A 14638-nucleotide genomic window follows, 5' to 3' on the forward strand; every position below is an offset into this window, starting at 1 on the left:
AACAAATGATAAAAGATATGCAACCATTTTTACAACAAGCTTGGGAGAAGGCTGGTTTTAAAGAGTTAACTGAAATTCAAAAACAAGCGATTCCAACTATTTTAGAAGGACAAGACGTTATAGCTGAATCTCCAACTGGAACAGGAAAAACATTAGCGTACTTATTACCACTTTTACATAAAATTAATCCTGAAGTAAAACAGCCACAAGTTGTTGTTTTAGCGCCAACACGTGAACTTGTAATGCAAATTCATGAAGAGGTTCAAAAGTTTACAGCAGGAACTGAAATTTCAGGTGCATCTTTAATTGGTGGTGCAGATATTAAGCGCCAAGTTGAAAAATTAAAGAAACACCCAAGAGTAATTGTCGGTTCACCAGGCCGTATTTTAGAATTAATTCGTATGAAAAAGCTAAAAATGCATGAAGTAAAAACAATTGTATTTGATGAGTTTGATCAAATTGTAAAGCAAAAAATGATGGGCGCAGTGCAAGATGTAATTAAATCAACGATGCGCGATCGTCAATTAGTATTCTTCTCGGCGACAATGACAAAAGCGGCAGAAGATGCGGCACGTGATTTAGCAGTGGAACCACAATTAGTACGTGTAACACGTGCAGAATCAAAAAGCTTAGTTGAGCATACGTATATCATTTGTGAGCGACGCGAAAAAAATGATTACGTAAGAAGAATTATGCATATGGGCGATGTAAAAGCAGTTGCTTTCTTAAACGATCCATTCCGTTTAGATGAAATTACTGAGAAATTGAAATTCCGTAAAATGAAAGCGGCGGCTCTTCATGCAGAAGCAAGTAAACAAGAGCGTGAAGCGACAATGCGTGCTTTCCGCGGAGGGAAATTAGAAATTCTACTTGCTACTGATATTGCAGCGCGCGGTATCGACATTGACGATTTAACACATGTAATTCACTTAGAATTACCAGACACAGTAGACCAATACATTCACCGCTCAGGACGTACTGGACGTATGGGTAAAGAAGGAACTGTCGTATCTCTTGTAACTCCACAAGAAGAGCGCAAATTACTGCAATTTGCGAAAAAACTAGGCATCGTATTTACGAAGCAAGAAATGTTCAAAGGATCATTCGTAGAAACGAAACCGAAAGCACCAAAGAAAAAGAAACCAGCATTTACTGGGAAGAAAAAGCCTAGATAAATGATGGAGAAGGCGTAACTATTTGTAGTTACGTCTTTTTTGTTTGTAAACAAGTGATAATGGGAATTGTATTAGTGTTTTTAATGTGCCTATCATATATATGCTTCTACTGGGAGTATCGAAAAAAGGGTAGTTTATTTATTTGGTTTATACGAGGAAATAATATAAAAAAGTCGAATATTAAAATGATGCGAAATAATAAAAAGAAGGTACACATATGGATAGGAAATTAGGAATGTTTTTGAATACAAAATATATTGAAGTAAACGAAGGAATACAAAAAGCAAGGGAATGGGATTTAGAATATATTCAATTATATGCTATGAATCCGACTTTCAACTTAGCTAACATCTCAAAGATACAATGGAATACATTAAAAGAAAACTTATCTTTTAATGAGATTCAAGTCCCGTCATTAGCAATTAGCTTCGGAGAAAATGGAATAATAGGAACTGAAGCTGAATGTGTAATAGAGAGTTTTAAATATATTACTGATAAAGGGTTAAGGTTAGGAGCTAACATAGTAACAGCCCATATTGGGAAAATCCCTGATGATGAAAATAGTGAGTACTATGATAAAATGCTACGTGTTTGTAATGAAATAGGGGACTTAGCGTTCAGATTTGGAGGATTCTTCGCCATTGAGACGGGATCTGAAAAAGCAATAGTATTAAAACGATTTTTAGAAACTGCAAACTCGAAAGGACTAGCTGTTAACTTTGACCCAGCAAATTTAATAAGTGATGTAAATGAAAATCCGGGAGAAGGTTTATTACTATTAAAAGATTATATAGTACAAACTCATATTAAAGATTGTAAAGAAGTGAAAAGTGATCGTTCAACTAAGTATATAGAAGTCGCAGCAGGGAATGGTGAAGTAGATTTCGATATATTCTTCAAAGTATTAGATAAAATTGGATTCGACGGATATAACATGATTGAAAGAAATGATTATTTTGATGAACTGGATGGGATGAGTCAGTCGATAAATTTTGCAAAGAAGTACATACCAACTCAAAAGGAATAACGATAGTATTTGTAGAAAGCTACATAGAATATAAAAACCATTAGGGGGAAATGTAATGATCCATAAAGTAGGACAAATTATGTTATATGTAAATAATCAAGATGAGGCAGTAAATTTTTGGACGGAGAAGGTAGGGTTTCATGTAGTTGCAGAGGAAGATAATAAGCAAGGAATGAGATGGATTGAAATCGCTCCGAAAAGCGGTGCGGAAACGAGCATTATATTACATAATAAAGAAGTTATTTCGAAAATGAGCCCAGAATTGAATCTTGGTACACCGTCTTTAATGTTCTTCTCAGAAAATCTTGATCAACTATATACAGATTTAACAAATAAAAATGTTACTGTTGGAGAAATGGTAACTATGTCTTCTGGTAAAGTGTTTAACTTTGCTGATAGCGAAGGGAATTATTTTGCGGTTATGGAGAAGAACCAATAATAATATTGCTATGTGAAAATCCCCCTCAAATATATTTGAGGGGGATTAAATTTTTGAAGTGGATTTTTCATTAGAGAGTTGTTTAATAAAAAATACTCCTTTTTCAATAGCTGTCTCAATATAGCCAACGATTTGGTCAAACGTAAATACTTGTAAGTCTTCATGCAAATGTTGCTTTGGATACAACATATCTTCAAAAAGATACTTTCGAAAAGCTAAAACGTTTTCTCTAGAAACCTCTTCAATATCCACAATGTGAGCCTCTTGATTGAGAAGAGAGAAAAGCTGTTGTTCTTGATCGTAATGATGAAGCAACTTTGCATTTAACAATTTAAAATCGTTATAGTACAGGGGTGCGATAGTTTCGTCATTCTCTATTCTATTTTTTAGCCAAGGTAGAAAAAATCCACTTAGCCAATTATCATCGGCAATGAGGTGGGTATAATAGCCTAAAATAAATGGGGAATCTATATGTGATTCATATTTATGAAAAAATGAATCATAATCTATTCTTCTCGTATAGTTCTTCGTTGTACCGGCATAAAAATGTGAGGTTCCTTTTTCTTTTTTTGAATGAACAGCATCAGGGGCTACAGCTCCAAGTAAGAAAGAAGTCTTATCGTGAATTGATAGTTTCTCAGCAATACCACTAGCGATAATAACATGCATAATTCGTGATCCCATGAATGCCACCTCTGTTTCCAGTATTCATTTCAGGAAGAGGACTAAACGGTTAGTATTACTTTCCCTGTACTTTTTCTACTTTCGACCCATTCATGTGCTTTCCCTGCATTTTGAAGTGGAAAAGATTTCGTAGCCTTAATTTGTAAACGTCCGTCACGCAAATAACGGAAAACTTCATTTGCAGTTTCTTGGAGCAGTTCAGGACGCTTTTTTCGTGTGTTTCCAAAGCTAAAACCGAGTATAGAGCGGCAACTTGCATGTAAATCTTTCGTTTGAAAGTTACCAATTTCACCGCTAGCATTACCGAAATGAACGAGGCGACCGTAATAAGCAAGGCAGTTTAAACTTCTTTCAGAAACCGTTCCAGAAATAGAGTCTAAAATTACATCAACCCCTTCACCATTTGTCAGTTCATTGACTTTCTCTACAAAATCTTCATCTTGATGACAAATAACATAATCAGCTCCAGCCTCTAATAGTTTAGCAAGTTGAATAGCAGTAGTGCCAATTCCGCCAGCAGCCGCATGAATGAGTACAGATTCACCTTGTTGAAGCCTTGCAACATTTGCGAGTAAATTATAGCTTGTAAAAGATACGATTGGACAAGCGGCTGCAGTTTGAAAGTCAACTTCATGGGGTAATACGAAAGTAAGATTTTCATTTGCAACAACGTATTCTGCGTAAGATCCATTTTGAGGAAAAGCAATGACACGTTGTCCAGGGTGAATATTTTTCACATGAGAACCGACACGTTCTACAATACCAGTGGCATCTATACCTGGAATAAAAGGTAGTGCTTTATTTCCTTTTTTACCATAACGTAATTTAATATCAGCGAAATTTACACTAGTAGCAACAACGCGAATTAAAACTTGATCTTCTGAAATAGCCGGTATATCCAAATCTGTATATTTCATCACTTCAGGACCACCGAACGACGTTACAACGATAGCTTTCATCATATATCCTCCTAAATTTGACTATATAAATTATTTTAAATCTTTATCAGAAATTGGAAAAATATATAATAGTTATGTGTGGTTATAAGTGAAGCTTATGAACTCAATGAATCATAATATTAATTTATATAAAAAAACTTTAAAAAATCGAAAGAAATATGAATTACCTGCCAATATATAGTGTAAGACAAAGGAGGGCTGGAATATGAAGGGTGAAATAGATTACGCACATTTAATCCAATTAACTTTATCAGGAAATAAAGAAGCATATAGCAAGTTGTATGATAAAACGATTCAAGAAATATATAAAACAGCACATTTTTTAATAGAGGATAAAACGGATGTAGATGATGTCGTTCAAGAAATATACATACAACTATATGAATCGCTTCGTAAGTATGGTAGCGAGAAGCCATTTCGTCCTTGGCTAATTGGACTTGCGATTAAACAAATTCACTCTTATAGAAGAAAGAGGTGGATGCGACTACGAATTATAAAAAAAGCAGAAGAGCAAAGAAAGTCAGTGCAAATTGATTTTTCTAACGATGTTGTAAGTAAAATATCAAACCAAAAACTAATTGAACTCATTCATAAATTACCGTATAAATTGAAACAAGTTATTATCTTAAGATACTTACATGATTATTCACAAGAAGAAGTAGCACAAATATTACATATTCCAATTGGTACTGTGAAATCTAGAATTCATGCGGCATTAAAGAAACTACGTCAAAAAGAGCAAGTAGAAGAAATCTTTTTAGGAGAGGTAGGGAATGTGAAATGAGTTTAGATTGTAGAGTTAGGGAATCTATACAAGAAGAAGCAAAGGGTATTGTTGCCCCGCCGGATTTAAAAGAAAAAGTAATTGTACAAATAAAAATGAAGCACGGGCGGAGTAAGAGGAAGAAACGCCTTATCGCAGGAGTACTTGCAGCAGCTCTTTTAATCCCGACGACAGGTTTTGCGTACCAATCTATTATGGCGGATGGTATATATGGATCTTTTGAGAATTTAAAAAACATGCCGGAGCAATGACATTAGAAACGTATATGCGTTTTAATGCAAAATTATCAGAAGCGAAAGATGAAATGGGTTCGAAGGAATATGAAGAGTTTACAAAAGAACTGAAAAAATTAACTAATGCAAAGTTTGCGTACGGAGATTCGAACGGTAATATTGATTATGATCAATTATTACCGGCTAAAAAAGAGGAATTGAAAAAGGTGGTAATGGAGCTTCATCCGTATTTTGATAAATTAAATGGCCATAAGTCTAGTAAAGAGGTATTAACTCCTGAAGAGTATGAACAATATATGGAAGCATTAATGTCATATCAAACCGTTTTAGTAAAAACGAAATCGAGTGGGGGGATAACAATAGAAGAAGTACCTGAAGCGTACAAAGAAAGATTTATTAAAGCAGAGCAGTTTATGGAATATGCAAATGAAAAGGTGCAATAATTAGAAAAGCTCATAGCCTTCTTAGCTTTGAGCTTTTTTATTGAAACAAAAAAGAGTGTTCAATTATACTTTTTCATATTTGCATTATCTTTTTGTATAAAACAATCTAAAAGGGAATAACCAGCTATTAAACTAATTATCGTAACAAAAGTTGTATTTATTAGAATAATATTAACTAAATAAGGTAGGTATTCTGCAAGTGGTGAAAAGAGTAGTGCTGGGGAAAAGGAAATGAATAGTGTAGGCACTGTAATAGCAATAAATTTATCCGGTTGAAAGCTCCAGTTTTGTTTACTTGTTTCGCGATTAATAGATTGAAGGAATCGTAATAAAATGCCAACTATAAGAGGGAAGAGTGTAAAGTAGAATAATCTTGGATAAACGTTAAAGTTCACTTGCGTGTCTGTATCTAAATAAAATTGAATTTTTACTCCTACAAATAATAATAAGACGATAAATAATGTAAAGCAGAGGTATAGCATCACTTTTTGCATTATATTCCACCATCCTTTACTCAAAATATATTCAAAAAAAAGAAGAGATATACAATAACTACTGTTGTATATCTCTTCTTTTACTGTTAGTTAATAGTGGAGTTTGCTTTTTCTTGCTTCGTGAAATAATCAATAATGCCCATTGCACTAATTTCTATATCTAGATGTAAAATATTATAAACGGAATGATCTGATGGAACGTTTAACTTTGTAAGATGAGAAGATATTTTATCCATTAACAAAGTTTGTAAAGCTTTAGTCGCTTCATCGAAATCATTATACTTTTCAAAGACTTCCTTACCAGTCTGAACGAAAATAGGTAGCCAATGTTCCAGTTGATTGTATACTTCTGTAACATGAGAGGATGCGCCGTAATGACCGAAATAAATAGTATCTACATCCATACTTTGAATATGATTTTTAGAAGCAATCATCGCATCTGGTTGAAATTGTGAAGGGGACGTTGATGGTAGATACAGTTCTACACCAACGTTTGCGAGTTCTCTATAATAAATTCCAATTGTATCACCAGTGAAAATCCCGTTTGTTAATGAATCGTGAATGCTAATATGGTGCTTAGCATGCCCCGGTGTATCATAAAATGTAAGGATACGTTCTTCGGCAATTTTTAACGTATCACCATGTTGTACAATACGAACACGTTCTTCTTCTATAGGAAGAATTGGATCAAATAGTTTATCAAAATCTTCTTTGTATACAGCTTTTGCACCTAAAATGAGTTTTGTTGGATCAATCATATGACGAGCACCACGAGAATGCACATATAACGTAGTATTTGGGCACTTCTCCATCATTAAACCAGCTGCGCCAGCGTGATCTAAATGCACATGTGTAACGATAATGTTTTTAACATCGTTTAAATCAATATGTAATTGTTGTAAGCCGTCTAAAATATACGGAAGAGAAGGGGCTGCACAAGTTTCAATTAAAGTAATATCGTCACCTAATAAAACGTACGTACCTGTTCGTTCATTATGCTGTAAATCGAAATCATCAATAAGATATAGGTGAGAAGATAATTGCTCTACTTTTTTCATATTTACCACTCCTCGTATAGTATGTTTAAACTTAATTTTTTTACTTTCATGAGAGACCTGTAAAATAACTCTTGGACGTCTCAAGATATTTCTAGATAATGGTCTTAGGATCATTTGGGACAATTCTTACCGCTCCTGTGGACTTACCACATAATTAAGAGTGTTTCTCAGTGAACGTGCGGGACTCCCTACTCGCAGGCTGAGCAGCCTGACCCTCGAACCTAGATGTTAGTAGCTCTAGGGCGGCTTTCGATTCAGGACTAGCTCTCATACACGAGGTTGTTGGTCGGCGTGCACACTAGAGATATCTCGAGACGTCCGAGGAATGATTCTAAATAGAAGGGAGGTCTCTTACATGAGATTATTTGTTGGTTTAGATGTAAGTTCGTTTGATATAAAAGCTTGTATTTTAAATGGTGAAGGGAAAAAGCTAGATTCCTTTTCGGTCAACAACGACTTGCCAGGTGCCACAGCGCTCAAAGAGCGAGTGTTACAGTGTATAGCCAACCAAGAAATTGAAACTTTTAAAATCGGTCTAGAATCCACATCTGTTTATAGTTTTCATCCATCTATGTTTCTTCATTATGATGAAGACTTACAACGGTTTGGGGCAAAGGTATTTCTGATGAATCCAAAACAAATTGCAAATTTCAAGAAAAGCTATTCTGACATGGATAAAACAGATGAGATTGATGCCTTTGTCATCGCTGATTACTTACGATTTGGACGGAATCAAATGTCCATCGTAAAAGAAAGTCAGTATGTGGCACTCCAGCAATTAACAAGATCTCGTTATCAGCTCGTTAGAATGTTGACAAAGGAAAAACAACATTTTCTCCAACACCTAAGTTATAAATGTAATACGTTCTCACAAGAAGTGGATTCTTCTATCTTTGGCAACGCCATGATGGAACTGTTTCTTGAAAAATTCAGTCTAGAAGAATTAGCTGACATGCCTTTAGAGGAACTCGCTGAGTTCCTACAAAAGAAAGGGAAAAACCGATTCGGTGACCCAAAATGTATCGCATCGACCATTCAAAAGGCTGTTCGCTCTTCCTATCGTTTGGATAAGGTCGTAGAAGACTCAATCGATGTTCTTCTAGGAACATCAATTGCGGTGATTCGTACCTATCAACAGCAAATCAAAGAACTAGAAAAATCCATTAAGCGAATCATGGCTGGATTAACGCAAACACTTGAGTCCATTCCTGGAATTGGTCCTGTATTCGCCGCCGGTATTATCGCTGAGATTGGTCAAATCGAAAGATTTGATGATGAAACCAAGGTAGCAAAATATGCCGGATTATATTGGCGTACGCACCAGTCTGGTCGATTCACCGCAGAAAACACTTCGTTATCCCGTAATGGAAATCATTACTTGCGGTATTACTTAGTTGAAGCCGCCAACTCAGTAAGAAGGCACGTATCTGATTATCAAGAATATTACGTAAAAAAATATAATGAAGTACCAAAACATCAACACAAACGTGCACTCGTTCTAACCGCAAGAAAACTTGTGCGATTGGTGGATGCGCTACTACGTAGTCACCAACTCTTTACGCCAGAAAGGTGCGTGAAAGTGTGACATAAAACTTGTCATCGCTACCTTTCAATTAATTTCCAGTAAATTACATACGTTACTGGTTTAGTTTCGTGATGTCTTTTTTTAGTAAATAGGCCTTTGATAACTAAAAATTCTTTTGTTTTTCAGTTGACATACTACCGCAGGTCTTATATACTGCATGTTTCTATTATACGATAAAATAGAAAAAAGGCAGAAAACGAAGCTCGTCTTCTGCCTTTTTGTAATATTATTATTTCGTTTGTTGTTTATTAATAGACATAATGAACAGTCCAACAATCCCGCCTACTAATGGAAGCATAATCTCTCCTGCTAAATTAAAGTAGGAGCTTAAGAATAAACCATTTACATCGATTACCCAGCCAGTAACATACAATAACATCATATATAGTACGAAATAAAACTCGCGATTTGAAATCGTTTCATGTTGTGCAGTTTTCATAATGGACACCATCCTTTTCTTTTATAATGGAATATAAACTGTCACATTTTGTTCACATTTCAATTGTAAAACTTTCCATCATAAAAGTCTAGTAGTATGTGTCGAATTTTGAACGGAAATAAAGCGTTATCATTATATCTTATAAGTACGTAATAAGAGATGTATATTCACGAATGTAGTATAGTATAAACATAGAATGATAGTGAAGAGAGGGGCAAAGACAATGACAGTTTATGATTTTTCAGCTAAAACAATTACCGGTGAAGAAAAATCGTTAAAAGATTACGAAGGAAAAGCACTTCTTATTGTAAATGTAGCTAGTAAATGTGGTTTCACACCGCAATATAAAGGATTACAAGAGGTGTATGATAAATATAAAGACCAAGGACTTGAAATACTCGGATTCCCTTGTAACCAATTCGGAGGACAAGAACCAGGTACAGAAGCGGATATTACTAGTTTTTGTGAATTAAACTACGGTGTAAACTTCCCAATGTTTGCAAAGGTTGATGTGAAAGGTGATAAGGCTCATCCTTTATATACATACATGACAGAACAAGCACCAGGTTTACTCGGTATGAAAGCAGTGAAATGGAATTTTACGAAGTTTTTAATCGGAAAAGACGGGAAAGTAGTAGGGCGTTTTGCGCCGCAGACGAAGCCGGTAGATTTAGAGGTTGAGATTGAGAAGGTACTTGGAGAATAATTAGGAGTTTCACTTTATTAAAAAACGTCTCAAAGAACAATGTAGTTCTTTGAGACGTTTTCTTTAAACTCACATTTTCAAGATTAAATTACTGTATCAAAGTCATCTGATTTAGGTAGAGAAGCTGCTTTTTTCATAAGCACTTCCCATAAGTGTACGGTTTTCTTCCATTCTGCTGCAACCTGCCCCTGTTTATACATAGCATTCTCATAACTGGCAGTAAGTTGTTGCATATCGGCCGAGTTGTAAAGTGTATCGATATGGAGAGCGTATTCTCGGAATGTTTGACTTTCACCCCGTGGCATGCCAATTCTCGCAAATTGTTTTAAAAGTGCACCGTAAGCTTTTTGATAAACAGCATCATCTTTTCGGTATTTATAGAAATGAATAATAAGAAATGTCCTCCATATCATTCTAGTGGTGAAGAGAATGTATCCCATAATACTAATTAGTATCGTAGAGAGGAATACGTACCACCAAGAAAAACTAGTTTGAGAATTTGTGACCTTTTTAGTAGAAGCTTCTTCTGTATTTTCTATTAAACTTTTAAGTTTTGCTTCATTATTTCGTTGTTGTATTTGCGTGTTATTAGAATTATTTGCTTCGCTATTTTGTGAAATAGGAGCAGGCGTATTATTTATAAAATTATAGGGATTAGTAAATCCTTTTGTTGGTTCGAATGGAATCCATCCGTATCCTGGGAAATATACTTCGGCCCAAGAGTGTGCGTTATCGTTCGTGATTGTATAAACATTCTCACCTTCTGCAGAGGCAAGTGTATTGTCAAGAGTTCCTTCTGTATAGCCTTTTACCCAGCGAGCAGGAATCCCGGCAGAACGAAGTAGTACAATCATAGACGTCGAAAAATTATTACAGTAGCCGCTTTTTGTATCGAAAAGGAATTGATCTACATAATCTTGGCTTTTGGCAGGGAATAAGACATTCGTTGATTCGTATGTAAAAGAGTTGTCTGTAAAGTAATTTTCAATAGCTAATACTTTATCATATCGGTTGTCTTTATCATTTGTAAGATTGACAGCCAAGTCTTTTACGCGCTGTGGTAATGACTTGGGAAGTTGTGTGTACTTTGTCATAAAATAAGGATTTGTTTCTTGACCTTCATTTGTTTTTACAGCTTTCAAGTTTTCTATGGAAAACTCAGGGATCTCATATGTTACTTTATACGAATGTAAAGTAGTAGAAGAGTCTCCATTCATTGTATAAATTTTTTCTGAAAACGGGTCAACACTGTATGATACATCAGAAGCAGCCTCAACTGATACTAATCCTGCTGGATAGGTAAGATGAGGGTAACTTTTTTGCATGGTAATTGTTGCCTCAGTCGTTTTCATTTTTGTATTTTGTTCGTACCAGCTTACGACGTCGTTTTTATTTTTAAAAGAAATCTTTTTCGGATTTTCAGAAATTTCCCAGCCTTTTCCTGTATAAAAATCTTTTGTTTCTACTCTCCAATATTGTTTGTTTTGCGTTCGTGCTGTGAAAACAATTGTAGGATCCGCCTTAAAAGGACCGCCTAATCGCGAGTCATCTAAACCATACCCAATTGTAGAAACTTTTTGCTCTTTACTTGCTTCAGATGTGTTGAATTTTAAAAAATCCATTGGGTTTGGCCATTGAGGGCCAAATTTTGGAGCAAAGTATGCAATGGTTGCTAATAATACGATAAATATTGTAAGTGGTCTAAGTAATTTTGAGATTTCTCTAGCATAATTTTGTAAGTGTTCACGTTCTTTTATTCGTTCTACTTGAAGAAGACTAAGCATAAAAAAGCCGATGACAACAGTACGAATAATAGCGTAGTTTGCATTGTATAAATGTAAGTTATGAAAAGTTGCGATATAAATAATAGTCAATACAAGGAATAGAAACCCACGTTTTTTATGAATAATCCAAAATGAAGTGAAAGAACTCAAAAACCAAAATGAGAGAAAAAATAAAACCGTCGGAAAAACTGGAGAAATATCTAGTAAATTCCCTTGGAAAAACAGGGAGGAATTTCGAAACATATTAGAAAAGAATGTTGTTAGCCAAGATGGATTTATAAAAGCATTTTTATAATATAGGGAATGAATGATAAATAAGACTGTGACAATTTTTATAGGAATCTGCCACCTCGTTTGAAAAAAAGAGAGAGCGAAGCAAATTCCTATAAATGTTACGAAAATATCTAATCTACCTACATTTGTAATGCCTATAAGAGGTCTTAGCCATTCTAGTAAAAGAAGAAATACACATGCATGCATGAAGAATCTGTTCGTATCCCACTTGTATTTTGCTTGTAATATCATCATTTGCTCACCTCAAAAAACACGTTTGTATACCGGTTTTCATAAACCGTGTTTACAAATATTTGTCGTTTTTTTAGAGTTTCTAGTATACTGAGTTCTCGGTGTGAAAGTTGATTCGCTTTTTCTTTCACGACAAAAACCATACATTTTCTATTTCTTATAGCAGCACAATCAGCCGCCTTTTGAATATCGGGAGAAAGATTACTGGTCACGAGTATAACCGTGACGGGCTCATAAATTTTTCTTAGTTCCATGTCTACACTCTGGGAGAGCGGAAATACACTGTCTGCTTGTACTTTTGCTAAATGACAAAGGATTTGTTGTAACTGCGTATCTCCATTGTCTAAAGGGAAAATAGTTTGTTCTTTTCCGATAGACACGAATGATGCTGGTGAATTTTGTTTCAAGACAGCCCTTACAATAGAGGCAGTAAATGTGACGACTGATTCGAATAGAGGAGACTCGTTTCTGTCTATGAATATCATGATATTATGGCTGCGCTGTTGTTCAAACTCTTTTGTCATAATATTGTTTGTTCGTGCAGTTGCTTTCCAATCAATCCATGAAAAGCGATCACCAGGTTTATAGTCTCTGACACCGACAGAGATTGTAGAGTCTTTTGCTGAATTTATATTTGCTGAAAGCGCTCCTTGTTCGAAATGATTTTCCAATTGTCGATACGCTATATCTACATACTGGGGATAGACTAAAAATGTATCTGGAACTGAAAAAGTTGCTTCTTTCTCTATCATGCCGAATAAATCGCCGGTTTTGACACGTACGCTTGAAAAAGTGTGCTCGCCTCTAGGGATTGTGTCAATAACATATTGAAACGAAATATTTCGTTCCAATCCTGGGAAGAGTACTACCTTATTCATCTTTATTTGTTTACAACTTATAAATTGTGGTGGCAGTTCATCTTCTATAACTAAATAAAGTAAGGGAAAAGGAAATTTTCTTTTTATTGTAATCGTGCTTACAAATTGTTCTCCTACTACATATCCATTCTGGTTTGTTATTCGCTTTACTTCAGCGTCCCGTAAAGCGTAGAAGGGGAGTAGTAGCGAATAAAGAGCAATGGGAATTATGCTGTAAAATAAAAACCAACTGACAAACCCTCCTTGAAACATAGCGTACACAAATGTTAAGACTAGGCATAAAGGGAGTAGCAATAACTTCATAACGTGATATAGTGCTCGCAGCATTCGTTTCATCAAGGGTTCATCGCCCTTTGAGTAGGCACGGTAGTTCGTGCAACGATTTTTGCGATAACTTGTTCGCCAGTTATTCCTTCAAATTTTGCTTCCATTTTTATAATGAGTCTATGTGCTAAAACGTAAGGGGCTAAAAGTTTAACATCGTCTGGAATAACATAATTCCTGCCATGGATAAATGCATAAGCTTGTGAAGCTTTCATTAAAGCAATTGAGCCACGTGGACTTGCACCTAGCTGTATAGAACTGTACGTACGAGTCTGATTAACAAGCTTTACAATGTAATGCTTAATTGCTTTGTCCATACTTACTACCCGTACGCTTTGTTGTAAATAAAGTAATTCTTCTATTGTAGTAATGGTCTGTAATTGAGAGAGTGGATTTGTTTTTTCCATCCGGTTTAAAATTTCAAATTCTTCCTCTGGTGTAGGATATCCCATTTTTAGTTTCAATAAGAAACGATCGAGTTGAGCTTCTGGTAGAGAATATGTTCCTTCATATTCGACCGGATTTTGTGTAGCCATGACAAAGAACGGCTTTGGTAAAGGCCTTGTAATGCCATCTATTGTAATATTGCCTTCTTCCATACATTCAAGTAAAGCAGATTGTGTCTTTGGAGATGTACGATTAATTTCATCAGCAAGTACAAAATTACCCATAATTGGTCCAGGCTTGAACTCAAATTGGAGCTCTTTCGGATTATAAATAGAAACTCCTGTTACATCTGACGGCAATAAATCAGGTGTAAATTGAATTCGCTTATAATCAGCATCAATGGATTTAGAAAGAGCACGTACTAGCATTGTTTTCCCGACACCAGGAACATCTTCTAATAGGACATGACCTTCAGCTAAGAGAGCTGTCAAAACTAAGATGGTTTCTTTTCGTTTTCCGACCATTATTTTTTCAATATTATTGATTATTTTTTCTACAGTGGGATGTAATGAATCAAGCTGGGGCATCGTAATCCTCCTAATGTTATTATCGTTTTCTAATCTATTTAGTGGACATATTTCTAATTCTATTTGTAGATAGTAAAACTTCCACCTTTAATTCTGAGAATATTCAGATTATTTATTTTGATTATAT

At 35.1% G+C, this 14638-nt stretch carries 14 protein-coding genes and 1 pseudogene; 7 read left to right on the forward strand and 8 right to left on the reverse strand.

Translation table 11 applies throughout. The features are described from left to right. The first annotated feature begins 5 nt into the window (after positions 1-5). The 3 genes from ACXKY9_RS10000 to ACXKY9_RS10010 all read left to right on the forward strand — a co-directional run bounded on the left by ACXKY9_RS10000 (position 6) and on the right by ACXKY9_RS10010 (position 2641). On the forward strand, positions 6-1175 hold the full coding sequence (locus ACXKY9_RS10000; RefSeq protein WP_000588613.1) for a DEAD/DEAH box helicase: 1170 nt from the start codon (positions 6-8) through the stop codon (positions 1173-1175). Between the two features lie 217 nt (positions 1176-1392). After that, positions 1393-2202: a sugar phosphate isomerase/epimerase family protein gene (locus tag ACXKY9_RS10005; RefSeq protein WP_000375221.1), complete on the forward strand. Its 810-nt coding sequence runs from the start codon at positions 1393-1395 to the stop codon at positions 2200-2202. A 55-nt stretch (positions 2203-2257) separates the two neighbouring features. Beyond that, entirely contained in the window at positions 2258-2641 is a 384-nt protein-coding gene (locus ACXKY9_RS10010; RefSeq protein ID WP_000581468.1) for a VOC family protein, read from the forward strand. A gap of 45 nt (positions 2642-2686) precedes the next feature. On the opposite strand, the gene ACXKY9_RS10015 is transcribed toward ACXKY9_RS10010, so the two are convergent. Together ACXKY9_RS10015 and ACXKY9_RS10020 are read right to left on the reverse strand one after the other, a co-directional pair. Beyond that, a complete protein-coding gene (locus ACXKY9_RS10015) occupies positions 2687-3325 on the reverse strand; it encodes a zinc dependent phospholipase C family protein (protein ID WP_000535632.1) in 639 nt (212 codons plus the stop codon). Positions 3326-3366: 41 nt separating this feature from the next. After that, a complete protein-coding gene (locus ACXKY9_RS10020) occupies positions 3367-4284 on the reverse strand; it encodes a quinone oxidoreductase family protein (RefSeq protein WP_000644626.1) in 918 nt (305 codons plus the stop codon). A 205-nt stretch (positions 4285-4489) separates the two neighbouring features. Here ACXKY9_RS10020 and ACXKY9_RS10025 point away from each other — a divergent pair, with 205 nt between their 5' ends. Next, positions 4490-5068: a sigma-70 family RNA polymerase sigma factor gene (locus ACXKY9_RS10025; RefSeq protein ID WP_000675562.1), complete on the forward strand. Its 579-nt coding sequence runs from the start codon at positions 4490-4492 to the stop codon at positions 5066-5068. Next, a pseudogene (locus ACXKY9_RS10030) lies at positions 5065-5744 on the forward strand (DUF3600 domain-containing protein). The gene ACXKY9_RS10025 and the pseudogene ACXKY9_RS10030 overlap by 4 nt, the downstream one beginning before the upstream one ends. Positions 5745-5803: 59 nt before the next feature. Here the strand turns inward: ACXKY9_RS10030 and ACXKY9_RS10035 are convergent. Together ACXKY9_RS10035 and ACXKY9_RS10040 are read right to left on the reverse strand one after the other, a co-directional pair. Beyond that, on the reverse strand, positions 5804-6238 hold the full coding sequence (locus tag ACXKY9_RS10035; protein ID WP_001174543.1) for a hypothetical protein: 435 nt from the start codon (positions 6236-6238) through the stop codon (positions 5804-5806). An 86-nt stretch (positions 6239-6324) separates the two neighbouring features. Then, a complete protein-coding gene (locus tag ACXKY9_RS10040) occupies positions 6325-7296 on the reverse strand; it encodes an MBL fold metallo-hydrolase (protein WP_000754973.1) in 972 nt (323 codons plus the stop codon). A gap of 355 nt (positions 7297-7651) precedes the next feature. Here ACXKY9_RS10040 and ACXKY9_RS10045 point away from each other — a divergent pair, with 355 nt between their 5' ends. Beyond that, positions 7652-8881: an IS110-like element ISBth166 family transposase gene (locus ACXKY9_RS10045; RefSeq protein ID WP_001236345.1), complete on the forward strand. Its 1230-nt coding sequence runs from the start codon at positions 7652-7654 to the stop codon at positions 8879-8881. A 229-nt stretch (positions 8882-9110) separates the two neighbouring features. Here the strand turns inward: ACXKY9_RS10045 and ACXKY9_RS10050 are convergent, their stop codons facing one another. Beyond that, positions 9111-9320, reverse strand: a complete 210-nt coding sequence (locus ACXKY9_RS10050; protein ID WP_000844984.1) for a DUF3925 domain-containing protein — start codon at positions 9318-9320, stop codon at positions 9111-9113. A gap of 223 nt (positions 9321-9543) precedes the next feature. Between ACXKY9_RS10050 and bsaA the strand changes: the two genes are divergently transcribed. Further along, positions 9544-10026, forward strand: coding sequence for a glutathione peroxidase (bsaA, locus tag ACXKY9_RS10055; protein WP_000219434.1), 483 nt, complete (start codon positions 9544-9546; stop codon positions 10024-10026). Positions 10027-10109: 83 nt separating this feature from the next. Here bsaA and ACXKY9_RS10060 read toward each other — a convergent pair whose 3' ends face one another. From ACXKY9_RS10060 to ACXKY9_RS10070, 3 genes are read right to left on the reverse strand one after another with little or no spacing between them, the layout of a single operon-like run. Then, a complete protein-coding gene (locus tag ACXKY9_RS10060) occupies positions 10110-12338 on the reverse strand; it encodes a transglutaminase TgpA family protein (RefSeq protein WP_002134082.1) in 2229 nt (742 codons plus the stop codon). Then, positions 12335-13549, reverse strand: a complete 1215-nt coding sequence (locus ACXKY9_RS10065; protein WP_000827540.1) for a DUF58 domain-containing protein — start codon at positions 13547-13549, stop codon at positions 12335-12337. The genes ACXKY9_RS10060 and ACXKY9_RS10065 overlap by 4 nt, the downstream gene beginning before the upstream one ends. After that, complete coding sequence (locus ACXKY9_RS10070; RefSeq protein ID WP_001135816.1) at positions 13549-14511, reverse strand: AAA family ATPase; 963 nt, start codon at positions 14509-14511, stop codon at positions 13549-13551. The genes ACXKY9_RS10065 and ACXKY9_RS10070 overlap by 1 nt, the downstream gene beginning before the upstream one ends. Positions 14512-14638 lie beyond the last annotated feature (127 nt).

This window comes from Bacillus sp. 2175, assembly GCF_057812155.1.